27 protein-coding genes are annotated in these 24,076 nt (G+C 62.2%); 12 read left to right on the plus strand and 15 right to left on the minus strand.

What is annotated here, in order from left to right; translation table 11 throughout:
- The first annotated feature begins 13 nt into the window (after nt 1-13).
- Nucleotides 14-1,330, plus strand: a complete 1,317-nt coding sequence (locus tag NMAG_RS06715) for a M24 family metallopeptidase (protein WP_004268097.1) — start codon at nt 14-16, stop codon at nt 1,328-1,330.
- Nucleotides 1,331-1,539: 209 nt separating this feature from the next.
- Nucleotides 1,540-2,019 carry a hypothetical protein gene (locus tag NMAG_RS21540; protein ID WP_012996514.1) on the plus strand — a complete coding sequence of 160 codons (480 nt, stop codon included), beginning with the start codon at nt 1,540-1,542 and terminating at the stop codon, nt 2,017-2,019.
- A 522-nt stretch (nt 2,020-2,541) separates the two neighbouring features.
- Here the strand turns inward: NMAG_RS21540 and NMAG_RS06725 are convergent.
- Together NMAG_RS06725 and NMAG_RS06730 are read right to left on the minus strand one after the other, a co-directional pair.
- Nucleotides 2,542-2,721 (minus strand): hypothetical protein, encoded by a 180-nt coding sequence (locus NMAG_RS06725; RefSeq protein ID WP_004268102.1) that lies wholly within the window; start codon nt 2,719-2,721, stop codon nt 2,542-2,544.
- Entirely contained in the window at nt 2,721-3,020 is a 300-nt protein-coding gene (locus NMAG_RS06730) for a DUF7533 family protein (RefSeq protein WP_004268104.1), read from the minus strand. Before NMAG_RS06730 ends, NMAG_RS06725 begins: the two co-directional genes overlap by 1 nt.
- Before the next feature lie 125 nt (nt 3,021-3,145).
- On the opposite strand from NMAG_RS06730, the gene NMAG_RS06735 reads away from it, so the two are divergent.
- Nucleotides 3,146-3,772: a riboflavin synthase gene (locus tag NMAG_RS06735; RefSeq protein ID WP_004268106.1), complete on the plus strand. Its 627-nt coding sequence runs from the start codon at nt 3,146-3,148 to the stop codon at nt 3,770-3,772.
- Between the two features lie 78 nt (nt 3,773-3,850).
- Here NMAG_RS06735 and NMAG_RS06740 read toward each other — a convergent pair whose 3' ends face one another.
- Together NMAG_RS06740 and NMAG_RS06745 are read right to left on the minus strand one after the other, a co-directional pair.
- Nucleotides 3,851-4,201, minus strand: a complete 351-nt coding sequence (locus NMAG_RS06740) for a hypothetical protein (protein WP_004268108.1) — start codon at nt 4,199-4,201, stop codon at nt 3,851-3,853.
- 111 nt (nt 4,202-4,312) lie between these two features.
- On the minus strand, nt 4,313-5,329 hold the full coding sequence (locus tag NMAG_RS06745) for a PrsW family intramembrane metalloprotease (protein WP_004268110.1): 1,017 nt from the start codon (nt 5,327-5,329) through the stop codon (nt 4,313-4,315).
- Nucleotides 5,330-5,459: 130 nt separating this feature from the next.
- Between NMAG_RS06745 and NMAG_RS22010 the strand changes: the two genes are divergently transcribed.
- From NMAG_RS22010 to NMAG_RS06755, 3 genes are all read left to right on the plus strand, one after another.
- Nucleotides 5,460-5,633 (plus strand): hypothetical protein, encoded by a 174-nt coding sequence (locus NMAG_RS22010; protein ID WP_004268111.1) that lies wholly within the window; start codon nt 5,460-5,462, stop codon nt 5,631-5,633.
- 210 nt (nt 5,634-5,843) lie between these two features.
- Entirely contained in the window at nt 5,844-6,227 is a 384-nt protein-coding gene (locus tag NMAG_RS06750; RefSeq protein WP_004268119.1) for a DUF7532 family protein, read from the plus strand.
- A gap of 94 nt (nt 6,228-6,321) precedes the next feature.
- Nucleotides 6,322-7,806, plus strand: a complete 1,485-nt coding sequence (locus NMAG_RS06755; RefSeq protein ID WP_004268121.1) for a DUF402 domain-containing protein — start codon at nt 6,322-6,324, stop codon at nt 7,804-7,806.
- A 25-nt stretch (nt 7,807-7,831) separates the two neighbouring features.
- Here the strand turns inward: NMAG_RS06755 and NMAG_RS06760 are convergent, their stop codons facing one another.
- A complete protein-coding gene (locus NMAG_RS06760; protein WP_012996516.1) occupies nt 7,832-8,842 on the minus strand; it encodes a bile acid:sodium symporter family protein in 1,011 nt (336 codons plus the stop codon).
- A 180-nt stretch (nt 8,843-9,022) separates the two neighbouring features.
- Nucleotides 9,023-10,078 carry an aldo/keto reductase gene (locus tag NMAG_RS06765; protein WP_004268125.1) on the minus strand — a complete coding sequence of 352 codons (1,056 nt, stop codon included), beginning with the start codon at nt 10,076-10,078 and terminating at the stop codon, nt 9,023-9,025.
- A gap of 189 nt (nt 10,079-10,267) precedes the next feature.
- Here NMAG_RS06765 and NMAG_RS06770 point away from each other — a divergent pair, with 189 nt between their 5' ends.
- The 3 genes from NMAG_RS06770 to NMAG_RS06780 all read left to right on the plus strand — a co-directional run bounded on the left by NMAG_RS06770 (nt 10,268) and on the right by NMAG_RS06780 (nt 11,948).
- Entirely contained in the window at nt 10,268-10,483 is a 216-nt protein-coding gene (locus NMAG_RS06770; RefSeq protein ID WP_004268127.1) for a hypothetical protein, read from the plus strand.
- Between the two features lie 120 nt (nt 10,484-10,603).
- Nucleotides 10,604-11,503 carry an acyltransferase gene (locus tag NMAG_RS06775; RefSeq protein WP_004268129.1) on the plus strand — a complete coding sequence of 300 codons (900 nt, stop codon included), beginning with the start codon at nt 10,604-10,606 and terminating at the stop codon, nt 11,501-11,503.
- A gap of 115 nt (nt 11,504-11,618) precedes the next feature.
- Nucleotides 11,619-11,948: a DUF7577 domain-containing protein gene (locus NMAG_RS06780; protein WP_004268131.1), complete on the plus strand. Its 330-nt coding sequence runs from the start codon at nt 11,619-11,621 to the stop codon at nt 11,946-11,948.
- Nucleotides 11,949-11,981: 33 nt separating this feature from the next.
- Here NMAG_RS06780 and NMAG_RS06785 read toward each other — a convergent pair whose 3' ends face one another.
- Nucleotides 11,982-12,863, minus strand: a complete 882-nt coding sequence (locus NMAG_RS06785) for a hypothetical protein (protein WP_004268132.1) — start codon at nt 12,861-12,863, stop codon at nt 11,982-11,984.
- A gap of 384 nt (nt 12,864-13,247) precedes the next feature.
- On the opposite strand from NMAG_RS06785, the gene NMAG_RS06790 reads away from it, so the two are divergent.
- Nucleotides 13,248-13,493: a hypothetical protein gene (locus tag NMAG_RS06790; RefSeq protein WP_004268134.1), complete on the plus strand. Its 246-nt coding sequence runs from the start codon at nt 13,248-13,250 to the stop codon at nt 13,491-13,493.
- Here the strand turns inward: NMAG_RS06790 and NMAG_RS06795 are convergent.
- Nucleotides 13,490-14,296, minus strand: a complete 807-nt coding sequence (locus NMAG_RS06795; RefSeq protein ID WP_004268135.1) for a helix-turn-helix transcriptional regulator — start codon at nt 14,294-14,296, stop codon at nt 13,490-13,492. The two genes, NMAG_RS06790 and NMAG_RS06795, sit on opposite strands and share 4 nt — an antisense overlap.
- 234 nt (nt 14,297-14,530) lie before the next feature.
- Complete coding sequence (prf1, locus tag NMAG_RS06800) at nt 14,531-15,790, minus strand: peptide chain release factor aRF-1 (protein WP_004268138.1); 1,260 nt, start codon at nt 15,788-15,790, stop codon at nt 14,531-14,533.
- 176 nt (nt 15,791-15,966) lie between these two features.
- On the opposite strand from prf1, the gene minD reads away from it, so the two are divergent.
- On the plus strand, nt 15,967-16,872 hold the full coding sequence (gene minD / locus NMAG_RS06805; protein WP_004268140.1) for a cell division ATPase MinD: 906 nt from the start codon (nt 15,967-15,969) through the stop codon (nt 16,870-16,872).
- 298 nt (nt 16,873-17,170) lie between these two features.
- On the plus strand, nt 17,171-17,716 hold the full coding sequence (locus NMAG_RS06810; protein ID WP_004268141.1) for a hypothetical protein: 546 nt from the start codon (nt 17,171-17,173) through the stop codon (nt 17,714-17,716).
- A gap of 128 nt (nt 17,717-17,844) precedes the next feature.
- Here the strand turns inward: NMAG_RS06810 and argS are convergent, their stop codons facing one another.
- The 6 genes from argS to NMAG_RS06840 form a co-directional block, all read right to left on the minus strand.
- Nucleotides 17,845-19,647: an arginine--tRNA ligase gene (gene argS / locus NMAG_RS06815; protein WP_004268145.1), complete on the minus strand. Its 1,803-nt coding sequence runs from the start codon at nt 19,645-19,647 to the stop codon at nt 17,845-17,847.
- A gap of 398 nt (nt 19,648-20,045) precedes the next feature.
- Nucleotides 20,046-20,240, minus strand: coding sequence for a cold-shock protein (locus NMAG_RS06820; RefSeq protein WP_004268146.1), 195 nt, complete (start codon nt 20,238-20,240; stop codon nt 20,046-20,048).
- A gap of 273 nt (nt 20,241-20,513) precedes the next feature.
- Nucleotides 20,514-21,224 (minus strand): uridine kinase, encoded by a 711-nt coding sequence (udk, locus tag NMAG_RS06825; RefSeq protein ID WP_004268148.1) that lies wholly within the window; start codon nt 21,222-21,224, stop codon nt 20,514-20,516.
- 26 nt (nt 21,225-21,250) lie between these two features.
- Nucleotides 21,251-21,847: an NUDIX domain-containing protein gene (locus tag NMAG_RS06830; RefSeq protein ID WP_012996517.1), complete on the minus strand. Its 597-nt coding sequence runs from the start codon at nt 21,845-21,847 to the stop codon at nt 21,251-21,253.
- Nucleotides 21,848-21,872: 25 nt separating this feature from the next.
- Nucleotides 21,873-22,988, minus strand: a complete 1,116-nt coding sequence (locus tag NMAG_RS06835) for a threonine synthase (protein WP_004268151.1) — start codon at nt 22,986-22,988, stop codon at nt 21,873-21,875.
- Between the two features lie 92 nt (nt 22,989-23,080).
- A complete protein-coding gene (locus tag NMAG_RS06840) occupies nt 23,081-24,040 on the minus strand; it encodes a succinylglutamate desuccinylase/aspartoacylase family protein (RefSeq protein ID WP_004268153.1) in 960 nt (319 codons plus the stop codon).
- Nucleotides 24,041-24,076 lie beyond the last annotated feature (36 nt).

Consider the following 24,076-nt stretch of genomic DNA (forward strand, 5'->3'; position numbering starts at 1 on the left):
CTGCGAGGCGACTGTGACAGACGCCGACGGCGATTTCACGCGATGTAGCACGGGAGCGGCTGGTAGCGACAGCAACGGTGATGGCGATGACTATGGCGATGGAGAATCAAAATCAAAATCAAAATCAAAATCAAAATCAGTAGCTGCTACACCGACCAGCACAACGCTCATCGACGAGACACTCACACAGAGAGACGCCGCCGCGTTCGTTCACGTTGGACAGGCGCACGAACCGGCGATTCAGTACTGTCTCGACTGCTGGACACAGGCTGTTGCGAACGACGAGGCTGTCGCCGACCCGCCGGCGGACTCCGACCTCGTCGCGCTCTCGTTCGACGGCGAGGGCTGGGAGATGCGGGCCAGGCCGCGAAAGCCAGGTCGAGGAGAATCAGACACACATCCCGCCTCCCAGTTGGCATCGACGCTCGCGGACCGCCACGGCTCTGCGACCGTCCTGACGCCCCCCAGCATCCCACACGACGCGGCACTGTATCTCGAGAACGCCGGGCTCACACTGACCTCGACGGACGTACTCGAGTGCGCCCGTGCGAAAAAGACCCCAGATGAGCGAGCGCGGATCGAGACCGCACAGGCTGGCGCCCGTGCAGGGATTCGTCGGGCGGCCGCCGTCCTCGCGGACGCGAGAGTCGTCGACGGAGAACTCGTTCGCGGCGATACGACAAGAGAGGACGAACCGATCACACCAGATCACCTCCGGACCGAAGTTGACAAGGCTATCGTTTCGGCCGGCGCGTACCCCGCGGGCAACACCGCGATCAATCCCGACGCTGATCCCGAACGGGTTCCGTCGACGGTCGGCACAGCCGACACGCCGCTTCGCCCCGGCGAGCCGATCGTTATCCGAACCGCACCGCGCGAACCCGGCGGCTACCACGGCGGCCTCGTCCGGACACTCGTCGTCGACGGCGACGGCGGCCGCGAGCGCCGCGCCCACGTCGGCGCAACCCAGTCGTTCCGCTCGGCCAGCGCCATGCTGACCGCCGACACAGAAACCGTGGGTGCCGTCAAAGCCGACCTCGAGGCCGAGGTCCGCGCGTTCGGCTTCGAAGACGCCGACGCCGTCGAAACGAGCGTTGGGGGCGTCGGACTGGCTGCACTCGAGTCCCCGTGCAAACTGACCGACGAGATCGAACCTGGAAGTGTGGTGCAACTCGAGTCGGCCGTGCGCGTCGAGGAGGGGGTGTGGCTCCGAATTGCGGATGTGCTGGCGCGCGGTCGTGACCAAGATCAAGATCGGGATGGGGAGAGACCGGAGTGGCTAGCACCGCTGTCGCGGTCGTTGGATCCGGAGACGGTGCGCAAGTCGTAGTGAGACACGTGGCGTATTGGCTGACTCGTTAAAGCATCCTAACAGTTGATACGTTCTGTCTGCTGAATATAGAGGATGCGTGCGGCAATAGGGGGCTGCTTGGTGCAGAACAAAACAATTGAAACAACTGTTCGGTAACCTTGCGTATCGTTCATTGGGATATGTCTGTCAAGGGAAATAGTAAAGGGCCCGTATAACATACATCCGACATGTATCGCCGATTGCTGCTCAGCAGTATCTCGCTCGTTGCTGTAAGTGGCTGCACATCTAATTCCGACAAGGAAGATGGTACTGACGGTGACACTGCAACAGACAGTAATTCTGATGACTTAGGTTCCAGTGATACTGGATCTGATAACTCTGACGAGTACCCACCAACGGGATATATTTACGTGTATTTAGCGATCACAATTCCTGATGATGAACCAGTTTACGATGCAAAAGAGGATAATTTGACAGAAGTGACAGACATTGAACGAGCCCTTGAAACAGCGAGAAGTGAGTACACCGATGGGTTGGAAGATGAAATTGAGCCAGAAGATGAAACTCACTGGGAAAACAAGCTTGCCGAGATTAGTGGCAACTCTGTAGCAGATGGCAACGCAGGGTCAAAAATTGAAGGAGACGGCGTGTACGTCGAATATGAGGGGGAGAAGTATATTTTGCTGTATGATCAAGCGGAGTCGTAATCTCGGAATCACCCATATTTTCATCCTGTGTTACGTTTTAGTTCAGTAGATGTGGGAGGACATTCACATGGTATGGCATACGGATCCTCTATGGTATGTCCTATCCCTGGCAAATTGAGCAAAGTATCGTTCTACATTCGCGCTATGTATCTTGCAGAGGTATAGCGAACTATCGATTTCTGTCGGTAAGGGCGTGCGAGATACAGAGGATGAATCTATCGCCAGTCTCCGTGCGAGCGAAGCAAGCGCGGTTCCCGGGCTGCGAGGCCGAGGGCCGAGCCGTCCGCCTTTTTATCGAAGTTTTGCGCGAGCGGTTCGCCGAAGGCGAACCCGACGCGGAAAAGTTCGCGCTCTGTGTTCAGCAAGACAGTTGGAATTCATCACTGATTGAGAGTGTCAACAAAGCCGCTCGGCTGTGTTACTATAGTAGCCACTGCAAGTCACTGCACACCAGATCGCCAGATGACTCGGCGATCAGTGTGTAACTAGTTGCAGTTGTTACTATAGCTGCGTGTCGGCAGGCTACTGCTCCTCGTCGGCTTCGTCGGTTGCAGTTGCTACGGACTCGTCGTCGCTAGCTGGGGACGCCCGTTCGTCACGGTTCTGCTCTGCAGTAGAGCCTCGGAACCGACCGTACACCGAGACAGCGGTGTCGACGACGAGTTCACCGGCTCTGAGCGCCGCAACGACCAGATCGGCCATCAGTCCCCCTCCTCGTTGGTTGTGACGCTGGTCGAATCGGTGGGCGTGTCGTCGTCGGCCGACTCTGACTCTGGATCTCCGATGACGGTGCCCGCCGCGCGCTTGGCCACGAGACCCGGCACATCCGACGGCATCGTCAGCCAGCGCTCGACAACGACGAGCCCGACGGCGAGTCCGATGAGAATCCCACCCGTGCCCGTATCGCCACGAACGAAGAGGAACTCGAGTCCGGCGAGCGCAGCGGGGAGTGCAAGGATGAGCACGCCGGCGAGTTTGATCGTATCGATGAGTCCAGCCATTTGGCATGAGTACACCGGAGTGAACCAAAAGGACGGCGACCGAGTACCCTGTCACCGAGCCATCACAGAAGTGGAACGCATACCGGGATCAGAATGGCTTTATCCGTCGGCTGGTATCGTCGAGTATGTTCACGGGAATCGTCGAGGAGACCGGCGAAATCGTCGGCCGGGAGCGAACGGAGGACGGCCTCCGGCTTCGGATTGCAGCCGACGCGGTCGCGACCGGAGTAACACACGGCCAGAGCATCAGCGTCAGCGGGGTCTGTCTCACCGTCGAACGCTACGACGATGGCGCGTGGTTCGAGGTCTTCCTCGCGACCGAGACTGTCGAACGAACCTATTTGGGCGACCTCGAGGAGGGTGACACGGTCAACCTCGAGCGCGCGATGCCGGCCAACGGCCGCTTCGATGGCCACATCGTGCAAGGCCACGTCGACGCAGTCGCGACGGTTTCGAATATCGAATCCGTCGAGGAGGATTGGTTTTTCGAGTTCGAACTCCCGGCGGGGTACGGCCGCTACGTCGTGGAGAAGGGCTCGATCACGCTCGACGGGATCAGCCTGACCGTCGCCGACCTGGAGACGACCGAGGATGAGCAGGATCGAGTTACCGTCGCCATCATCCCAACGACCTACGAGCTGACGACGCTCTCGGAAAAGGCGATTGGCGATCCAATCCACCTCGAAGTCGACGTGCTCTCGAAGTACGTCGAGCGGCTACTCGAGTCCCGGTTCGACTCTCGGGTCGACTGAACGGCGAGTAAAGGGTGAGCCGGCGGTCAAAGGGCGAGTCGGCGGTTAAATCGTGAGTCGACGATCCAGGGAGTGATTTCAGGCACCCGGCACGCCGAACGCGCCGACGCCAAGTCCCAGAATCGTATCGAGGACGAAGAGGATGGCGAGGGCGGCGAGCCAGGCGACGACACCGATGAGTGCGGCATCCAGCCAGCCGCCGGGGTAGCGCCAGTTGACAACCCAGATCCAGGCGATGAGTGCGAGGAGCGGGCCGAAGAGCGGAATCCAGGCGGTGAGTGCCCACGCGAGTGCGCCGACGATGGCGGTGACCACGGCGTGGGAGTAGTCCTCGAGACCGACGATGAGCGAGGCGCCGACGTAGATTGCCAGGCCGCCGACGAGCAGTGCGACGACGAACGCGACGAGCGAACCAATGAGTGCGACCATCACGAGATCCTACTTGTTCCGGGGTTATAGAGACTGTGCTGATTCGGGTCCGGTGGGCTGGTGCGGACTGGTGAACGTGGCTGAACGCTGTTGATTCGGTGTGTACTTGTGTTATCGCCGAGGTGGCTCGAACTCCGTTAGTTCGGGTGTTGGTGGACCTGACGTATCATCTCGGACCGCGCGGTACGTGCGTCGGTAGCGGGCGATTTTCCGGTAGAGGTAGTAGCCGATCACGAGGTTGAACCCGACGACGTAGACAATAAATGCCAGTCCAGGACTGAGCGGAGTGACTGCAGCGATGACGATGGGGGCACCCAGCCAGGACAATGTGTTGTAGGTCGCATGGACGAATGCAGCGATCAACAGCCCTTTGGCGACGAGTGGGCCGGCATACTGGGGGTTGAACTTCGCCAAACCGAGGTAGTAGCCCGCAATCGCGGAGTAGATAACGTGACCTGGACCGACGAGTGCACGAACAGTAGCGATACCGGTTGCAGCGGACACTACACCGTTTTCCGGCTGGGCTGCGATGACCTCGCCGGAGATGTAAAGCGTGTTCTCGAACGCTGCAAAGCCAAGACCCGCCACAGCGCCGTACACCGTTCCGACGATTACTGCATCGAACGTCTCGCTTCGATAGGCGAAGACACGGACGGCGAGCAGTTTCACAGCCTCCTCAACGGGGCCGACGATAAGGTAAAAAAAGAGCGCTGTTCCGATGATCGGGATCGCTTGAAGCGGCGGACCGAAAAACGAGTTCACCACGGCCGCGAATGTCGCGAAGAGGATAGCGAGGATAAACGTCGCGACGAGAAGTCCGAGCGGTTCGTTCTCAGTGATATCCGAATGCCAGATGAAAGCGGCAAGCAACCCTGCAGGAACAAACGAGAGTGCAAAGAACAGGGTGAGTGAGGGATCATCGAGAACGAGTACTGTCGGTTGAATGAGTAAGAAGAGGGTGATGACAAACGCGACAAGGAGCACTAGCGTGCGGAATCCGTAGCTTATCGCGTTGTAGACTGAATACGCGAGATTGTCGACGACAGACCGCGGCTCCCACGTCGAGACATCGTAGAGATCTCGCGACTCCTCATCTGCTCGTTCGACCGGGTCACGACGACGCTGCATGTGCAAGCGTACAACACACCCACTGGTAAGCGTTGGGCGTTGGACGTTCTTCCAATCCTAGAATGATACTTATTATCATATTCGTATAAGGGGGACGCTTATACTGGCTCAGCCGTGAGAACAGATAGCTATGCACAGTCCACGCCGCGGGTTCCACTACACCGCACCGCCAAATCCGGATGGGGAACGAACACCGATGACCGACACCGATGCGAAAACCGACGCTGACGCCGACTCCGAGGAGGCGGCCCAGGACGCAATCGCTCCCTCGAAACCGACTGATCGTCTCGCCGCCGACGACTGAGAACCGGTTCTGTCTGTCTCTCCCTTTTTGCCGCTTTCCCGTAGCGGCCAGCAGCAGTATAGAGTTCTGTTTTCTCTCAGCCACAGACGTTCCTCTCAGCCACAGACGAGAACACACGTCCATCATTGATTTCCAACGACAACGATACCCACAATCACGACCACAGGAGGACTCGGAATCCACAAAGCCCCCCCGTGCGAACGCACACCCATGCACTTCGACCAGCGAACACAGCAGGCGCTTCGCGCCGTCGGCCTCGAAACCGACGACCTCCAGACGGCCTCCGACGCCGTCGCCGAAGCCGTCGCCGACGATGCGGCCGCACTCGAGTCCTTCTTCGAAACCCACGACACTGTCTACTCGGACATGGATATGGCCCACTCCGCGTCCGACTACCCCGAACACAGCGTCGATTACGCCGACATCACGACCCACGCGGCTGAGATGCGTGGCTGGCTGCGCTTCGACACGTGGGGTGTCTACGTCGAAGATGGTCGCATCCTCGACGCCGAGGATGACTACGTCGAACTCACGCTCGGCCCGACGATCAACGCCCGCGTTCGGTTCGCCGCCGAACGCGAGACCCTGCGGTGATCGCCGTGCTCGCTGACGCTCATCGCGTACTCGAGTTCGGATGCGAGTACGACTGCGAGTGCAACTGTGATCGACCAGTAGCGGAGGGCCAACTGTGACGGAGACCGACACCAGTTCTGACGCCGCCGCAGAGACCACGGTCCGCGTCCGCGGCATCTACACGACGGCCGTTACACACCGCCTCGAAACGAGCGCAGAGGCTGACTTCAGTGTCGTCCAGGCCTCCGAGCCGATCCGCGAACGCTTCGACCAAGCGTTCGAGACCGCACCGGCTGACGCAGCGGTCGAGACGACCCGCGACCGACAGGGCGTTGGCGTGTCGGGCAGCGCTGACGCAGTCGAACTGGTGGCTGCGGAACTCGCCGACCTCGCGATCGATACCTTCCGCTGGGAGTCGACAGTTCCGCGCGGCGCGGTCTTCGACGCCGAAGTGATCGACGCCGCAGGCGGCAGCGGTGCCGTCGTCGACCTCGGCCAGGGCCGCCGTGGCTATCTGAAGTACGACGACGTCGACGGCTACGTCGACAAGGGGAACCGCTACCGCGTGCAGGTCACCGAACCTACCCCGCCGTGGGACGACGACCAGCCGCGAGTCGAGCCCACACTCGCCGTTCGCAGCGGCCTCTGTACGCTCTCGCAGGATCGGACCGGCGTCTCGGCCGCACTCCGCGGCGAGCGCGCCGACGAACTCGTCGGCATGACCGACCTACTCTCAGTCGACCTTCCGCAGGGCTGGGGACTGCGCTGGCAACACACCGCGACCGATGCAGATCTTGGCGCGATGGAGACCGCACTCGAGTCCGTCGCCGGACGTGCACGTGCACTCGAGTCCGATCTCGCGGACGCGCCCGACGAACCGGGCGAGCCAGGACTGCTTGCCGCCCCACGGGCGACGGAGTGGCTCTGGTTCGGCCGCGACTCGCGCTTCGCGCTCGACGAAGCCCGTCGTGCCGTCGAGACGACGATGCCGGGCCACCACCGGACGAAGGCCGCCGACAGGGCGGCCAGTTCGGCCGTCGACTTCGCGGAGGCCGTCTGTGGCTCGGTCGTCGACGACCTCGAGAGCGGTGAGGACGCGTTTCCGTTCGATGCTGTTTCCCGGCAGTTCGGCCCGCTCTCTGGCGACCGACTCGAGATTGGCCACGGCAAACCCGACGGGAGACTGATCTCACTCGGTTACGGCGACGTGACCGAGTGGGACCCCGAGGGGAAGGTCACACTCGAGCGCTCGATGGGCGGGGGCGGCAGCTACGACGCCCTCGGCACACCGAAGGAGGACGGCGACACCGCGGTCACGAAGTTCCGCGAAGGTCGCTGGTGGTACCCGACGACGTACAAAGGCGCAGATGGTTCTTCGAAGGGGACCTACGTCAACATCTGCACGCCGGTCGAACTCCTTCCGGATACGGTCCGGTACGTCGATCTCTACGTCGACGTGATCCGCCAACCGGACGGCGAGGTCGAAGTTGTCGACGAGGACCAACTCGAGGACGCTGTCGCGGACGGACTGGTCTCTGAAGAGCTTGCGGAGAAAGCGAAAAGCGTCGCAACGGCTGTCGAGCGGGCGCTGTCGAAGTGAAAGGCAACGGTAACAGGTACCCGCGCTAGTCGGACGCCACCGTCGGCTTGTACGCCGGCGTCGACTCGTCGTCCATCCGGGTGAACACCGTCGCCAGCGCCGGCCCCGTGACGTTGTGCCAGACGCTGAACAGCGCCGGAATGAGCGCGGCGAGCGGATCGAAGAAGGCGACGGCGAGTGCGACCGCCAGCCCGCTGTTCTGCAGGCCGACCTCGAACGCGCAGGCACGCGCTCGGTCCTCGGCCATCCCGGTCGCGTGGCCGATGCCGTATCCCGCCCCAAGCCCGAGCGCGTTGTGGATAATGACGGCGAGGAACACCAGAGCGCTCGCAGCGAAGATTTCCTCGACGTTGAGACCGACGATTGCCGCGACGATCAACACGATCGCGAGCACGCTGATCGCGGGAAAGACAGTGAGTCCGGCCTTCGCTACCGCTGGCGCGTATCTGTCGAGCAGGATGCGAAGGAGTAGCCCCGCGACGACCGGAATGAGGACGATCAGGACGATCTCCTCGGCCATCGCGGCGAAGGTGACGGTGATCTCCTCACCCGCGAGCAGAACGATCCAGGCGGGCACGACCAGCGGCGCGGCGATCGTCGTCACCGACGTGATCGTCACCGAAAGCGCGACGTCGCCCCGTCCGAGATAGGTCATGACGTTCGAGGCCGTCCCACCCGGTGCCGCCCCGAGCAGGAGTAGCCCGATGCCGAGTTCCCACGGCAGCCCCAGCAGTGCGACGAGGAGGTACGCAAAGAGCGGCATACACAGCCACTGGGCCGCCGCACCGATGAACACGTCACGGGGGCGCTCGAGTACCCGCCGGAAGTCCTCGACGGTGAGCGTGAGCCCCATGCCAAGCATGATGATGCCGAGCATGAGCGAGATGTGGTCACCAAGCGGGGTGAACGTCGCCGGCGAGTAGAGCGCAAGCCCAGAGCCGAGCAGGATCCAGACGACGAAGTACGTGCTCAGTACGTCGGCTGCGCGTTCGACGACGTGTCCCAGGCCACCCGACTCGCCCACAGAGTCTGTCATAATCAATCATGGCTGAGTGGGAGCGTATAAATCAGTCGATCAGCCGCTACCAGGAGGTGAGACTAGAGGAATCGGGAGTCGAGAGTCGGGTGTCAGAAACCAGCAATCAGAAATCAGCGAACCACAGCACGAAAACAGCGATAACGAATCAGGCGTGCTCGCTACCCGCAAACGGCACAGTTAGTCGGCTGCGAGCTTGCCGAGCCCCGCAGACTCGAGGTCGTCTCCGTCGACCGACGAACGCAGGGCGTCCATGCCGTCGTCGCGGTCGACTCCAAAGTTGGTCTCGTAGAGGTCGGCGACGCGGTCCATCTCCTCGTCGGAGAGCTTCGGCACGTCGCTCGCTGCCGCCCACTCGTCAATATCGTCGGTCGTCCGGAACGTCGGCGTGACGGACGCGACTGGCTCGTGCGAGAGCAGCCACGCGATCGAGGCCTGGCTCATCGTACGCTCGCCGTCTCGCTCCAAGAAGCGCAGTTCCTCGAGTTTCTCCCAGCCCGTCTCGTACCACTCGTCGGGGCGGAAACCGCGATGGTCGCCCTCATCGAGTTCGGTCTCGGGCGTCACCTGCTCGTTGAGAATGCCCGAGGAGTGGGGCACACGCGGGATGAGACTCGTGGTCGAGCCGGTCTCCTCGATCGTTTCGAGGAAGTGATTGCCAACATCTTGCTCCAGTACGTTCCAGACCAACTGCACGGAATCGAACTCCTTCTCGATGGCGAGGTCACCCTCCGCGAGCCAGCCGATCGAGGGACCAAGCGCGAGTCCAACGGCGTCGATTTTGCCTTCCTCCTCGAGTTCGTCGAGTAACTCGAGTACGTCGGGCGTGATTTCGTCGGCGTTGGCGTTGTGGAGCTGGAGCAAGTCGACGGAGTCCATCTCGAGGCGGTCGAGACTCTGCTCGACGGCGTCTCGGAGGTACTCGGTGTCCATCTCCTTCGGGAGTTCGCCGTGGCCGGCCTGCGGGTTGTTGTAGAAGTCGTAGCCGACCTTGGTTGCGACGGTCACTTCGTCACGGACCTCGGCGAGTGCCTGGCCGAGGAGTTCCTCGCTCCGGCCGTGACCGTAGACGTCACCCGTGTCGAAGTAGGTGATCCCCTGGTCGACGGCGTACTGAACCATCTCGATGGCGTCCTCCTCCGAACGGTCACCCCACCAGTCGGTTCCGACGACCCACGCACCGAAGCCGATTTCGCTCACTTCGACACCGGACGTTCCGAGTTCGCTGTGGTGCATACGCAGCCCTTCGTACCGAGAGAACTTATGGGGTACGGAACGCGAGGCGGGGGAATCCGAACCCGTTCGGTTTCCGCGGTGTGTGCCTCACGGCGCAGTTCGTGACGGAGTACAGCTGCGTGGTCGTGACAGCTACTCGTGACAGTGGAGAGTCGAATCGTTCTTGGGAGAAGGGGCCGGAGTAGCAGTATGGACGAGGTCTGTCGGACGACTGCCGGGCGGCGGTTGCTCGGTGTCGTCCTCGCCGTCGCCGTACTCCTCCCGATCGCGCTGACCCAACTCGAGGTGAGCCCGCAGCGTGTGACGGTTGGAACGGCTGTCGTGAGTGGGCTGCTCGTGATCGGCGCGCTCTCGCTGCCGGCCCTGATTTTCGCGGAGTGGCGGGCCGCCGATGCCGGCCAGTGACGGCTCATCGTGTGGGAACTGCGATCGTGGAGCCGGTAACACTCGTGTTATCGGTCGATCCACGGGAAACACGAACCGACAACCGAACCCCTATCAACTCCGCGGACAATACCTGGGTGTATGACAAAGCGGTACGTCTCGCTCCCCGACGAGGCGGAGTCGGGCATGCGCGAGTTCATCGAGGAGGTTGACCGGCGGCTCTCGGGCGAGGAGGACACCTGTTCAGTCGTCGAAGACGTGCTGATCGACCTCTCGGGCGACCGCGAGGCCTACGAACGCTGGCAAAACGGCGAGGATGTTTCGCCTGCAGAGCAGGTTCGCCTGCAGAGCTACGATCCGTGTAACACGACCTTAGAGAGCGAGTACTACGCCGAGAAGGACGAGGAGACGTTTCGTCGCTCGAAACACCTCCAGTGGCTCTGGCGGCAGTTCGACAGTCTCCCGATCGCAGATAACGTCGAGTTCGCACTGCGCTTCCGTGGGATGCTCGCAGATCACCTCTTCGAGGAGTGTGGAGAGAACTGCCGGTTCTTCAAGGGAGTTACGTTCACCTACGGGCACAACATTACGATCGGCGATAACACGATCGTCCACGACGATGTCCACCTGGACGACCGCGGGGAATTGACCATCGGCGACCGCGTATCGATCTCCGACGGCGTTCACATCTACAGCCACGATCACGACGTCGTCGACCAGACCGAGGTTCGCAATTTCCACACCGTCGTCGAGGACGACGTGCGCCTCACCTACGACTCGATGATCCGCGCTGGCAACAGGGTCGGCGAGAACGCCATCGTCGGCGCACGCGCCGTCGTCCAACACGATATTCCTGCCCACCACATCGCCGTCGGGATGCCGGCACAGAGCGTCAAGATCAAGCCCGGCTGGGAATCCGTCGCGACGCCCATCGACGACGCCGGCGTCAACCGCCAGGACGAGCGCCACCTCCCCTACGACCTCCCGGACGACTTCGACGTTTTCGACGAGTTCGACCGCGACCTGCAGCCGCCAAACTGATCCCCCTTTCGTTCAGACACTCACGGTTCTGATGTGTGTAATTCTGCCGCCACAGACAGTCAGACTGCCGTGAATCAGGGAATATCCAAGTGGCTTGAGAGCCAATGTCATAGTGATGGAGCTCTGGGGTTGGCTCATCGGCTACGTCGTGCTGTTTGCGCTCCTCCATCTGTTACTGTACTATGTGTACGTCCGGCGCGAAGATAGCGACGGCGCGACCTCCCCCTCGTTCGCCGATCCAAACCGTGCCCCCTCACGGTCGTCGGGAACCGCAGATCGCTATCCGTCCAGCGGTGATGAACGCGGCAGGCACGATCCACCGCCTGTTGAAGACGATCACGAGGTCGACGGCGAATCGATTCGCTGTCGGCACTGCGGCGCGGAAAACGCCGCTGACCAGACCTACACCTACTGCTGGAACTGTGTGACAACACTGCGTCAATAGGCGTGGGACGCAGTTCGCAGTTGACTGCGCAGGTTAGCTGTCGGCCGAAAGTTCGTCCGCGAGCCGTTCGAGATGGTCGATTCCAACGACGGCAACCACGTCATCATCGGTTTCAGACCGGATCTCGGTGAGCCGGTCGATCATACACCGTTCGCGCGTGTCGTCCCTGTAGGCGAGCGCACTGTCCGTCGTTTCGAGACTGCCGAGCAGCGCCTGTACGCTCGCGACGTGTGCGCGCTCGTGAGCTGCCTGTTCGGCCGGCGGGTCGTCGAACGAACAGTCGTACTCGATCGGATCGTCGGGCGCGATCGTCATCGAGGTCGCGTCCGTTAGCGTCGCTGCGATCCGACAGGTCAGTGCATCTCGCGTCGCGCCGCCGAGACTCGAGAGGAGTCGCCGTGCAGTACCTGGCGAGACGCGGTCTGCGACGAGTCGCGTCACGAGTCGGCGCAGGAACGACCAGTTCGGCGCGTCGATCCCGACGAGCGAGGCGCTGTCGGTGGCACTGATTGCAGCACTCATTTCGCCGCCGCGCGAGGGCGGCACGTACTCTGTGCCGTCGTCCGTCTCGTTCGTGCCGCCCTTGCGAGCGTAGACCCGGTACAGGGGGAGCGCTGCTGGCGGTAACTCGAGTGCGAGGACGCTCGGGTCGATTTCGTCGACGGCCCGCATGACGCGGCCGATGCTTGCGGGGTGGTCGTGGACGACACCGAGGAGGTAGAGGGTGCCAGTGGTGGTGTTGGTGTTGGTGTTGGTGTTGGCAGTGGTGCCAGTCCTCTCAACGTCCATCGTTTCGGCACCGGTCGGCGTTGCCTCTGCTGACGCGGGTGAGCAAGGGCCTGGGACGCACCGGTAGAACTGCCCGGTGATCCGAGGGTCGTCGACCGATTCGGGGAGGAGCGGGGACTCGTCCATCGATCGAATAGTAATACGGGACTAGCAGCATAACGCTTCCGTTGTGCCCTCGGGAACGGTGGAAGTAACTGATTACCTGCCAGCGGGCAACAGGACCCCGAGCCAACCGAGCAGTAGGGACAGTGTACGCGCGGGCAGTACACTGGTAACCTGTAATTACGACCGTCGCGCTGTATAATCGTTCAGTGTGACGGCATGACGGTTTCTGCGATTTATTGCCAGCGTCGTCTCCGAGATAGACATCACCCTACCGGGTAGCTGTGTTCCGCTGGCACACGATGGCTCATCGCCACGCCACGCAGCGACAACCGCACTGACCCGGCCCAACACTGCACCGGAGAGCAACACACCCTGCCGGCTAGCCACGTTCCACTCCACGTTCCAATGACACAGGACGCGCTCACAAAAGCTGACGAAGGAAAACGAGTCCTGAACATCGACGGCACCGAAGTCGGCCGCATCATCGCCGTCGAGGAGGGCCGTGGCTACGTCGACCCGAACCCATCACTCACGAAAACGATCAAGGCAAAGCTTGGCTGGGGCGACCTCACCGAGGACGCACACCCGCTCGACGAGGGAAGTGTCAAGGAGATTACCGAAGACACAGTGCGACTCCGCGGGACGCTTTAATGCTGATTCTGATCCTCCGACCGATCCGGTGGCTCCACCGGTGACGCCGCCGCCCGTAACTCGGCAAACGCGGACTCGGCCCACTCGAGTGCGGCCTGCGTATCGTTCTCGATGACGCCTTCGATTTCGGCGCGATCGTTGAGTGCGAACAGGAAGATCCGACAGTCGTCAGGTTGTTCGACGATCGCGAGTTCGTAGGGGATCGATTCGATCTCGTACATGTTGGAGTCAGCCTCGGAGACGACACCGGAGACCTGGCCAGGATACGCAGAGAGGAGGAACTCGGCGAGGTCGGTTGTGAGAATCAGTTCGACCGAGAGGTCGTCCTCGATAGTCCGCTGGTGCAGTCGGGCACGCGTCTCGGGGATCCGTTCGGCAGACGAGCAGCCGCGGACTCGCGTTGCCGTCTCGAAGCTCGCCGCCAGTTCCTGCAGGGGTGCGTTCGGTGCGTGTGGCTCGGGTTCGGAAACGGTGGCGTCCTCGAGAAAGGTGGGCGACATCGGTGCCTCCCGCGGGATGGCGGCGAGTACCTGGCTCGCCTCGTTGATCGATGCGAATGTCCTGGTGGTCCGGCTGAACTCCTCGAGGGCGAGGCGGCCGACAGCTGTCAGTCGGTAGCCCGACTCGGCGCGCTCGATAAACTCGAAGCGCTCGAGTTCCCGGATCGCGCGGTCGATCGTCGACCGCGAACACGCCAACTGCTCGACGAGGTCACGCTTTCGCTGTGGCCCAGTTGCGAGCGCCTCGAGTAGCTCACGTCGTCGGGAGACGGTCTCGACGACGTCGGCAGTCGGCGGATACATACAGTCTGTTAGATGGTCGTCAGTTTTGATTAAAAGAGCATCGGCCAAACTGATGGATTGCGTTCATTGGTTCTCGAGTACTGGTTCTCAGTTTCGGTCGTCAAGTACTGGTTCTCGGTTTCGGTCGTCAGGACGTACAGGCATCAGCGGTGTCGATACGGTGAGATGAACGCAGCGAGGAGAGTACCCAGAAGCGCTGGCCTGGTTTCGGCCCGGACGAGAATCACTTCACCCCTAGACACCGGTGCTGTAGCGCAGAATACCCGCAAAGCCGCCGAAAGCGTTGTAGAGTTGTTCACCCTTCTCGAAGTCAGTCGAAATGAACTTCGTCTCGGTGCCGCGCTGTTCGGCGATCTCGATGAGGTGATCGATTGCGTCCTCGCGGTCTTCCTCGGTGGCGTCGACCTCGGATCCGCAGTCGCTACAGGTGTGTTCGGGCGTCGACTTACGCCGGTCGATAACCTCGCGGTCGGTGTTGCCACACTCCCCACAGTCGTAGGTGACGACATCCTTGCGCAGGTCCTCACTGATCAGCAGCCGGTCGACAGCCCCCATCATGAGGTTCTGACGAGTCTGCTCGAAGCCGTAGGTCGCGCGGTCGCCCGCGTTGAGTTCCTCGAAGAACTCCTCCATCTGCTTTTTGTCCTTCATCACCTCGGCGTCGGCCAGCGCGTCCTCCGCGTTGTCGACGAGGTCTTTGAGACCGGATTCGTCCGTATAGGCGACGTCGAACTTGCCGATGACGTTGTCCTGAATCTCGTGGTGGAGATAGTCACCGTCCAGGAACTCGTCTTTCGTCGGCGAGGGACCGCCCACGAGGATCCCATCGAGCTCGTGGCGCTTCGGGACGAACAGGTCGTTCGCCATACCGGCAACCTCCTGGTAGAAGTTGTCGATTGCCTCGAGACGCAGGCGAGCGAAACGCTGGGCGGACTGACCACCTTTGCGCTGCTTGCCGGGGACGAGCGAGGAGGCGGACTTCACCGGCTCGACGCGCTTGCCCTTCAGCCAGCCGACGTTTGCCTCGCGCCGGTCGAGCACGACCAACCCGTAGAGGCCCTTGTCCGCCAGCATGTTCTCGAGTGGCTCCGTCAGAAAGTCAGAGTCACAGTGATAGCGGAACGACTCGACTGGCTGGGGTGGACTCTCGAGTACGTGCGTGACCATCTCGGTCTGACCGCCGCCGGAGTCGACCGCACCGGAGAACAGTACGATGCCGTTCTCTGGTGGGAAGGTATCGAAGTAGCGCAGTCGGTCCTTGATGCTCGTCAGCGCGTCCTGGACGGCCGTTCGCGTCTGTTTCGACTTGATGTTGGCTGCTTCGCTGTGTTCTTGTGTGACGTGGGCGACCACGTCGCTGATCTGTCGGTCTTCGGGAACGTAGATCGAGACGAGTTGCGTCCCGGATCCATCGAAGTTCTTGAGGTCCTCGATAACCTTCCGGAATTCGTACTTTTTCCGGTCGGATTGGTCCTGCTCGCCCTCCTGGCTCATTATCCGTACAAAACGGTGCTGCGGGTAAGTATTCTTTGACACGCACCAGTGCGTATGCAGGTCATTCTCGGGGAAAACGTCGGCATTTCGGCGGTCGCGTGGCCGCTCGACTACCGCGAGCGCCGGAGGTGACGATTTAAGGTGTTCCCGTCCCACTGTCCGGACAGTAATCGAATATGTCTCACGAGACGGTATATTCCATCGCGAGCGGGAAAGGCGGCGTCGGAAAGACGACGACGACAGTCAACCTGGGGACCGCGCTCGCGCAGGCGGGCAAGCGCGTCGCCATCGTCGACGTCGACCTCGGCATGGCGAACCTGGCCGGCTTCGTCAGCCTCTCACCCGACTCGACGACGCTCCACGACGTCCTCGCCGGCAACGCAGCAGTCGAGGACGCAACGTATCGACTGGCAGAGAACATCGTCGCCGTCCCAAGTGGCATCGGACTAGACGAGTACGCAGAGACCTCACCCGAAGGGCTTCGCGAGGCCGTTTCCGACCTGCGTGCGGCGTACGACTACGTCCTGCTCGACGTCGGCGCGGGCATCAGCCACGAAACCGTTCTCCCGCTCGGCCTCGCAGATGCTGTCCTGCTCGTCTCGACGCCGGAACCCGCCGCCGTCCAGGACACACAGAAGACGATCGAACTCACCGCGCGCGCTGGTGGCGACATCGCCGGTCTCGTCCTCACGCGCACCCTCCCCGGCAGCGATATCTCCCACGAGGACCTCGCCAGCCGTCTCGACGTCCCGCTCCTCGCGAGCGTCCCCGAAGACGACGCCGCACGCGAGAGTGTCTACGCCGGCACCCCGCTCGTTGCCTACGAACCGAACGGCCCCGCAGCCGCGGCCTACCGCCGACTCGCGGCTGACCTGGCTGGCATCGAACTCGAGTCCCCTGACGATGGAGCGAACGACACGGATGGTGCGGATGACGTGGACGAAACAGCAGAAGACGACAACACAGCTGGAGATACCGATGCCGAAACTGGTAGGACGGACGACTCCGACAACGCCGACAGCGATGACGCTGACTCGACAGCCGTCTCGAGTGCAATCACCGAAGCGGAGTCAAACGACTGAGCCCCAGTTCCAGACCCCAGAAAGCGGACGGTAGGCACCGCCTGAATTGCCGAAATCGACCGATAGAGACGATTCCTGTTGGCTACGGTGAGTACGACGAACTGACGACTGTTGTCGTTTTGAGACTGTGTTTGGATGTGACTGATTCGATTTCGTGACTGTTGGAAGATGCCGAAATCGCGGCTGCAAGAGCCTGTAGGCCACGATACACAGAACCGTGAGGCCGGGAAATGGATTTTTCAGCCCCAGAAACGGTACGAGCTAATTACTAATTCCATCCCTTCTGGATGGCTCGTGCATGGAGCGACGAAAAATCCTCCTCGGCAGTGGAGCCGCACTCGCAACCGCACTCGCTGGCTGTTCCAGCAGCGAGACCGACGAACCATCCGGCAACGGATCTGACGACGACGGCAGTTCGGGATCCAGCGGCAACGGATCCGATTCCAGTTCGGACTCAGACTCGGACTCGGACTCAGACTCGGACTCGAGTTCGAGCGCAGACGTGCCCGGGTTCGATAGCGACGGATTCGAACTGAGCAGCAGCGAACTCAGCGTGATCGAACTCGACCGCAGCGGCGAGACGGTCGACGTACTCGTGAGCACCGAGGTCACCGAGACCGAGCAACTCTACGCGGAACTCGATTCCGTAGCCGCGGACATCGCGGCCGCAATCTCGGACCCGGATCGATTCAAAGACGAGATCGAGACGGTGTCGTGGGTCCTTGAACACGACGACAACCGCGTCGTTGGTCTCTACGTCGACGTCAGCTGGGTCATCGAATACATCGAAGACGAGATTTCGCGCGACGAACTCGTCGACAAGATGCTCGACACGGCTCACTGATCCGAATCAAGCGCTCGCCGGTCGATGCGAGCGACGACGCTGTCGGCAGGAGCCGAGTTACGGCCTGTTTTCTACGGAAGACGACCCAACGGAGAGCTGTGGGTCGGCGATCGATGCCCGGGTCCGGACTACATCGATCGCGGCGCAGCCACACCCAGCACGGAGAGTGCGTTCGCGATCGTGTGCTTCGACGCCGCAACGAGTGCGAGACGCGTCTCGCGGACCTCGGGGTCGACATCGTCCGCCAGCACCGGGCACTCGCGGTAGAACGTGTTGAACCGATCGCCAAACTCGCGGGTATAGGTCGCGATCTGGTGGGGTTCGAGGTCCGATGCAGCTTCGTCGACGACTGCCGGGAAGCGCGCGATCGTCTCGAGTAGGTCCTGTTCTGCGGGCGTCTCGAGGAGGTCGGCGTCGATGGCGTCGAGGTCGAGGGATTCCGCTTGGCCTGCCGCAGCGAGCGGTTCTGTCGGGTCGAAGCCGGCTTCCTCGAGGATGCCACAGCAGCGCGCGTGGACGTACTGGACGTACGGCGCGGACTGAGCCTCGAAGTCGAGGGCCTGGTCCCACTCGAAGGTGATCGCCTTGGTTGCCTGCTTCGAGACGATATCGTAGCGGACCGCGCCGATGCCGACCTGGTGGGCGATGCGCTCGATGTCTTCTTCGTCCAGGTCGTCGTCGCGGATGCGGTCGTCGAGGCGGTCTTCGACCTCCTCGCGGGCGCGGTCGATCGCCTCGTCGAGCAGGTCGTCCAAGTCGACGCCAGTACCCTTGCGGGTAGACATCCCGAGTCCGCCGGGGAGGTTGACCCACGAGAAGATGACGTTCTCGAGTTGGTCGGTGTCGTTGCCGAGCAGTTCGAGGGTCTGTCCAAGCTGGTCGGCCTGGAGCTTGTGGTCCTCGCCAAGCACCGTCACTGCGCGGTCGTAGTTCTCGAACTTCCACTCGTGGTGAGCGAGGTCGCGGGTCGTGTAGAGAGTGGTGCCATCGGAGCGCAGGAAGACGAGATTCTTGTCGATGCCGTGGTCGTCGAGTTCGAGCTGCCAGGCGTCGTCCTCGTAGACGGCCTCGTCGAGTTCCTGCAGGCGGTCGACCAGTGCGTCCGTATCGCCGTTGCGCATGAACTGCGTCTCCTTGACGAACTCGTCGAACTCCGCGGGCAGACGGGCCAGACACTCCGTCATCCCGCCGAGCACCTGGTCGACGACCTCGCTGACGCGGTCGTAGGCCTCCTCGTTGCCCTCCTCGAGTCCCTGCATGATGGCCTCGATTTCGGCTTCGGCGTCTTCGACCTCGTCTTCGGGGCCATCCTCGAGGAACGCGTTCCCCTTGCGATAGTAGCGCACCAGGTCGTACTCGATGCGGTCGCGCTCGGGTTCGTCCTCGAGATCCTCCTCATCGAACGTCTCGTAGGCCCAGGTAAACGTCGCGATCTGGCGACCCGCATCGTTGACGTAGTAGTGGCGCTCGACGTCGTAACCCGCGGCATCGAGCAGGTTCGCGACCGCGTCGCCGATGATCGGGTTGCGCGCGCGGCCGACGTGGACCGGCCCGGTCGGATTCGCGCTCGTGTGCTCGACGACGACGGACTCCTCGCGGTCGTCGAGGTGGCCGTAGTCCGCCTCGGTCGCAGTCTCGAGTGTCGTCGCGAGATAGGCGTCACTCGGCAGGAAGTTCAGATACGGTCCCTGTGTCTGCACCACGGCGACGTAGGTTAGTTCGTCCGTGTCGATTTCGTCGGCGAGCTGGCCCGCGACCTGCGGTGGGGCCGCCCCGGCCTCGCCGGCGAGTCGGAACGCCACGCTCGATGCGAGCACGCTCTCGACGTCTTCCGGCGGTTCTTCGATCCCGAGGTCGTCCGTGGGGTACTCGAGTGCAGCGAGTGCGGACTCGAGTGCGCCCTCGACCTCTTCGCGTAGGGCAAGGAACATACCCGCCCGTATTCAGGGCGCAAGTAAAGGAATGTCGGGTTTCGTTGCTGGCGGGTGCTGTGGGTGGAGGTGGCTGTGGTTGAGGGTGCCGTGGGCAGAGGTGCTGTAGTTGAGGGTGCTGTGGGTGGCGGTGCTGTAGTTGAGGGTGCCGTGGGCGGAGGTGCTGTAGTTGAGGGTGCTGTGAGTGAAGTGCCGTGGTTGTGAGTGTTGTAGTTGGGAGTGACGTGGTTGTGAGCGAGAGCGAGAGCGAGAGCGAGAACGAGAGTGTGACCACTCTGTCAGCGTAGCGCCCCTGTCTACACGGAGACGTCTCTCTGCGGTGGTGTGGTGTGTTGGGAAAAGTAAACTTACACGCTATCGTCGGAAGACGACGTCGTGAAGTCGTACGTTAAACGTACTTACGCGCGAACGACGTTCGTTGCGCGGGGACCCTTGGGGGCCTGTTCAATGTCGAATTCGATTTCGGTCCCTTCCGTCAGATCCTCGCCGCCAACGTCTTCCATGTGGAAGAACACGTCGTCGTCAGCATCCTCTGTCTCGATGAAACCGTAGCCGCCTGTGTCGTTGAAGAAATCAACAGTACCGTTTGCCATTACGACTAAACGAATCCCCGGCACACAGGTAAACCTTCCGTATTCGTTTTCAGATTTGGTATCTCAGTATACGAATGTCTACACTAGTTCGTTTTTGGAGAATACTTGTCTACCTGTGGTGCTATTCGGGTCATTGTCGCTGTTCCAGCAGAACCTGACCTAACTTCTGACGGACCTTCGGTTTGCCCACTACGGCAACACCGCTCTGCAAACAATCACAGCCGCAAAATGCACGAAATCAGCATCCGACTGGCCGGTTGATCGACAACGTGACTACTCTGTCGGCTCCAGCGGAGAGACAGCGGACTCGAGTTCGTCGCGTTCTGGCCGCTCGCTATCCGGCGGTACATCCCGTGTCACCTCGTGTTCACCACCCAGTTCGGCCTGCACCTTCTCGACGAGCAGGTCGACCGCCATCCGGTTCGCTCCCTCGGGGATGATCACGTCGGCGTCCTTCTTCGTGGGTTCGACGAAGCGCTCGTGCATCGGTTTCACCGTCTCGAGATACTGGTCGATGACGCCCTCGAGTTCCCGGCCGCGCTCGACCACGTCGCGTTCGATCCGCCGGAGGATGCGCACGTCCGCGTCAGTCATGACGTAGACACGCAGATCGAGCAGCTCGCGGATCGCCTCGTCGTGCAGCGCGAGGATCCCCTCGAGAACGATCACGTCGGTTGGCTCGACGCGGACGGACTCGTCCTTGCGGGTGTGGCGCTCGAAGTCGTACTGGGGCATCTCGACGGGCTGGCCCGCGAGCAACGATTCGAGGTGCTCTCGGAGGAGGTCCCACTCGAAGGCGTTCGGATGGTCGTAGTTGACGTCCGCGCGCTCCGCGCGGTCGAGATGCGAGAGGTCCTCGTAGTAGTTGTCGATCGGAATACGGGTGACGGCCTCGCCGACGGTGTCGGCGACCGTCCGGGCGACGGTGGTCTTGCCGGCACCCGTGCCGCCGGCGATGCCGATGGCGAACGAGGGGATACTCATCGTCCGTTGCTAGTCCGTTGCAGTCATTAATCCGGTGATTCGGACTGAATGCGCTGTGTCGGCAGGTCGGCGGTCGGAGCGCGACTCGTCGACTGATCAAAAACGGCCGCTGCAGCGCGAAAGCGCTCCTCGTGAACCGGGCGGAACGTTTCCGCTGTCGCATCGAACTCGCTGGGCGACCAGAACGCTGCGTCGGTCGCGTCACTGCCTGCGGTCAGATCGCCGGTAGCCGCCGCGCGCTCGACCACGTAGTACGTCGTCATCACGTGCTTGCCGTTTCGTGGCGGGAGCGAGACCGCATCAAGAATCTCGAGCGCCGAGGGGTCGACTTCGAGCCCGGTCTCCTCGGCGAGTTCGCGCGCCGCGGCAGCCTCAGGTGACTCGCCAATGTCCATGTGACCGCCGGGAAGTGTCCACTCGCCGACGCCAGGCGGGACCCCGCGTTCGACACAGAGCACCGCCGATTCGTCGGAGTCGACGACTGCGACGGTCGCACAGGGAACCGGATTGTGCCAGACGACGCGTTCGCAGCCAGGACAGTACTTTCGTTCGCGATCCTCGATCGTGGTCGTCTCGAGTGCATCGCCACACTGGGGGCAAAACGTCGGCGGTCGACTGACCATCTACGCGGTCATCGGGGATGGGGGTTCAAAGCGTTTTCAGTCCGCTGCCGGTGAGCGGGACGACCACGTCGTCGGCTTCGGCGAGCGTGCCGTCCTCGCGGTACTGCTGGAGGGCAGCGGGGGCGACGGCAGCCGTCGGTTCGACGTAGAAGCCGTTTCGGTGGAGGCGGTCGAGCGCGGCCTCGATCGGATCGTCGCCGAGCGCGATGGCGTCGCCGTCGGTCTCGGTGATGGCCTCGATAAGCTGGGTCTTTCGCGCGGGGAGTTCAATCTGGATCCCGTCCGCGATATCGGTCTCGTCGTGGTCATCCACCTCGCCTTCCACCATCGGACCGCTGCCGACGGCCTCGACGATGGGCGCGTGGCCGGCCGCCTGCGCGCCGAGTAGGCGCGGCATCTCGTCGACGATACCGGCCTCGTTCAACAGCGAGAAGCCGCGGTAGGCACCAAGCAGGAGGGTTCCGTGACCGACCGGGAGGACGATCGCGTCGGGAACGGTCCAGCCCCGCTGGGCTGCGACCTCGAACGCGAACGTCATCGTGCCCGCGTAGAACGCGGGGTTCCAGGCGTGGCTCGCGTACCAGCCGTCGCCCGATTCGACCGCCTCGATACAGGCGTCAGTCACGTCCTGTCTGCTCCCCTCGATTCGAACCGGGCGGGCGTCGGCGCGCTGGATCGTCATCAGCTTCGACTGCTTGACGTCCGCCGGCACGTAGATATCCGCCTCGAGACCGGCCCGGGCAGCATACGTCGCGATGGCAGCCCCCGCATTGCCCGAGGAGTCCTCGATGATCCGGTCGACCCCGAGTTCGACCGCGCGCGAAAGCGTCGTCGTCGCGCCGCGGTCCTTGAACGACCCCGTGGGGAAGACGTACTCGAGTTTGAACTGTGCGTTCCACTCGTCGTCGTCGACCAGGGGGGTGAACCCCTCGTGGAAGGTGACGTGTGGTTCGATCGGGAGGAACTCGAAAAAGGTCCAGAGGCCGTCGCTGGTGTCGAGTTGGGACAGGGGGAGCGGGTCGCCTTCGGGGTGTGGACGCTCGGTGAACTCGAGTGCGCGGCCACATTGGCAGCGCCACGGTTCGTCGGGGCCGGCGTCGTACGTGGTTTCGCACGCGGGGCAGATGAGATTGGATGGCATGTGCGGTGGGTGAGGTGAGTGGTAGTGGGTTGGATGGACAGTAGCGAGTGTGTGTGTGTGTGTGTGTGAGTCCCTGTTACCAACGCTAGCAATTAGTAGGAATCGATATCGGTGCCGACCGAACAGACGTACTCACCGGTCGCGACCTGTGGCAGTCGACGGGTGCGCCAGAGGATACCCTCGTTGTCGGCGGTGACAGTCGCCTTGGTCTCGCCGAAGGGGGTCGTCACCTTGAAGAGGGTGTCACCGCGGACGACGCGGTCGCCCAGGTCCTTCTCGAAGCTGATGAGGCCGCCGTTCGGCGAACCGTACTGATCGAAACCGTTTGCGCGAGTCTGGCGCTCGAGTTCGACCGTGCCCTCGAGGAAGTCGTAGTGGGTGAGTACGTTGAAGATTCCTTCGACGCCTTTCCGGATGCTGGTCTCGTCCCAGCCGACACAGCCGCCGAGTTCGGGGTCGATGGTCGGGATGCCCTCGTCGGGGGCGGCGCGGGCGAGCTGGCCGTCGGGTCCTTTCTGATCCAGGACGTAGCCACAGCCGAACGTCTTCGCGAGTTCGAGGCAGTCCTGATGGAGGCGGTGGCGTTTGCCACAGCGGACGCGGACCTCGTTTAACATGCGGCTGGTCGAGCCCTGGTGGAGGTCGAGCACGAGATCCGCGCGTGTTGCCACGTCGAAGGTGGCAGCGGCGATGCGCTCGCTCGAGGTGCCGTTCTCGTTGCCGGGATAGGCCCGGTTCATCTTCGTGTCGTCGATCGGGTTTCGGTGTTCCGCGACCTGGAACGCGTGGTAATTGACGATGCCGACGATCAGGATCGTCCCCGAGAGTTCCGCGGGATCGAGTTGCGGGACGACCCGTTGCAATACACCGACGCCGTTGAGTTCGTCGCCGTCGCTGACCGCCTGCATGTACAGCGTCTTCCCCGGTTGTGCGCCGTTGATGACGGCGACCGGCAGACCGATCGGGCTCCCATCCCGGGTCTCGCCGACCTCGAGACGGCCCGTATCGATCTCTCCGGGCCCTGCACTCGCCGTTCCGAGCGTCGTCGTCATGTTTCAGTCGACGGACCGATCGGTCTTTATACTGTC

The organism is Natrialba magadii ATCC 43099 (assembly GCF_000025625.1).
GTDB classification, from domain to species: domain Archaea; phylum Halobacteriota; class Halobacteria; order Halobacteriales; family Natrialbaceae; genus Natrialba; species Natrialba magadii.

Bases quoted from the DNA above. Each gene is read 5' to 3' on its own strand.
- NMAG_RS06745 (WP_004268110.1), bottom strand. From the start codon at position 5,329: ATGCAGCGTCGTCGTGACCCGGTCGAACGAGCAGATGAGGAGTCGCGA.
- NMAG_RS06830 (WP_012996517.1), bottom strand. From the start codon at position 21,847: ATGGTCAGTCGACCGCCGACGTTTTGCCCCCAGTGTGGCGATGCACTC.
- NMAG_RS06740 (WP_004268108.1), bottom strand. From the start codon at position 4,201: ATGGTCGCACTCATTGGTTCGCTCGTCGCGTTCGTCGTCGCACTGCTC.
- NMAG_RS22010 (WP_004268111.1), top strand. From the start codon at position 5,460: ATGCACAGTCCACGCCGCGGGTTCCACTACACCGCACCGCCAAATCCG.
- NMAG_RS06820 (WP_004268146.1), bottom strand. From the start codon at position 20,240: ATGGCAAACGGTACTGTTGATTTCTTCAACGACACAGGCGGCTACGGT.
- NMAG_RS06835 (WP_004268151.1), bottom strand. From the start codon at position 22,988: ATGCCATCCAATCTCATCTGCCCCGCGTGCGAAACCACGTACGACGCC.
- udk (WP_004268148.1), bottom strand. From the start codon at position 21,224: ATGAGTATCCCCTCGTTCGCCATCGGCATCGCCGGCGGCACGGGTGCC.
- NMAG_RS06785 (WP_004268132.1), bottom strand. From the start codon at position 12,863: ATGGACGAGTCCCCGCTCCTCCCCGAATCGGTCGACGACCCTCGGATC.
- NMAG_RS06750 (WP_004268119.1), top strand. From the start codon at position 5,844: ATGCACTTCGACCAGCGAACACAGCAGGCGCTTCGCGCCGTCGGCCTC.
- argS (WP_004268145.1), bottom strand. From the start codon at position 19,647: ATGTTCCTTGCCCTACGCGAAGAGGTCGAGGGCGCACTCGAGTCCGCA.
- NMAG_RS06775 (WP_004268129.1), top strand. From the start codon at position 10,604: ATGACAAAGCGGTACGTCTCGCTCCCCGACGAGGCGGAGTCGGGCATG.
- NMAG_RS06770 (WP_004268127.1), top strand. From the start codon at position 10,268: ATGGACGAGGTCTGTCGGACGACTGCCGGGCGGCGGTTGCTCGGTGTC.
- minD (WP_004268140.1), top strand. From the start codon at position 15,967: ATGTCTCACGAGACGGTATATTCCATCGCGAGCGGGAAAGGCGGCGTC.
- NMAG_RS06840 (WP_004268153.1), bottom strand. From the start codon at position 24,040: ATGACGACGACGCTCGGAACGGCGAGTGCAGGGCCCGGAGAGATCGAT.
- NMAG_RS06780 (WP_004268131.1), top strand. From the start codon at position 11,619: ATGGAGCTCTGGGGTTGGCTCATCGGCTACGTCGTGCTGTTTGCGCTC.
- NMAG_RS21540 (WP_012996514.1), top strand. From the start codon at position 1,540: ATGTATCGCCGATTGCTGCTCAGCAGTATCTCGCTCGTTGCTGTAAGT.
- prf1 (WP_004268138.1), bottom strand. From the start codon at position 15,790: ATGAGCCAGGAGGGCGAGCAGGACCAATCCGACCGGAAAAAGTACGAA.
- NMAG_RS06730 (WP_004268104.1), bottom strand. From the start codon at position 3,020: ATGGCTGGACTCATCGATACGATCAAACTCGCCGGCGTGCTCATCCTT.
- NMAG_RS06735 (WP_004268106.1), top strand. From the start codon at position 3,146: ATGTTCACGGGAATCGTCGAGGAGACCGGCGAAATCGTCGGCCGGGAG.
- NMAG_RS06725 (WP_004268102.1), bottom strand. From the start codon at position 2,721: ATGGCCGATCTGGTCGTTGCGGCGCTCAGAGCCGGTGAACTCGTCGTC.
- NMAG_RS06795 (WP_004268135.1), bottom strand. From the start codon at position 14,296: ATGTATCCGCCGACTGCCGACGTCGTCGAGACCGTCTCCCGACGACGT.
- NMAG_RS06810 (WP_004268141.1), top strand. From the start codon at position 17,171: ATGGAGCGACGAAAAATCCTCCTCGGCAGTGGAGCCGCACTCGCAACC.
- NMAG_RS06765 (WP_004268125.1), bottom strand. From the start codon at position 10,078: ATGCACCACAGCGAACTCGGAACGTCCGGTGTCGAAGTGAGCGAAATC.
- NMAG_RS06760 (WP_012996516.1), bottom strand. From the start codon at position 8,842: ATGACAGACTCTGTGGGCGAGTCGGGTGGCCTGGGACACGTCGTCGAA.
- NMAG_RS06790 (WP_004268134.1), top strand. From the start codon at position 13,248: ATGACACAGGACGCGCTCACAAAAGCTGACGAAGGAAAACGAGTCCTG.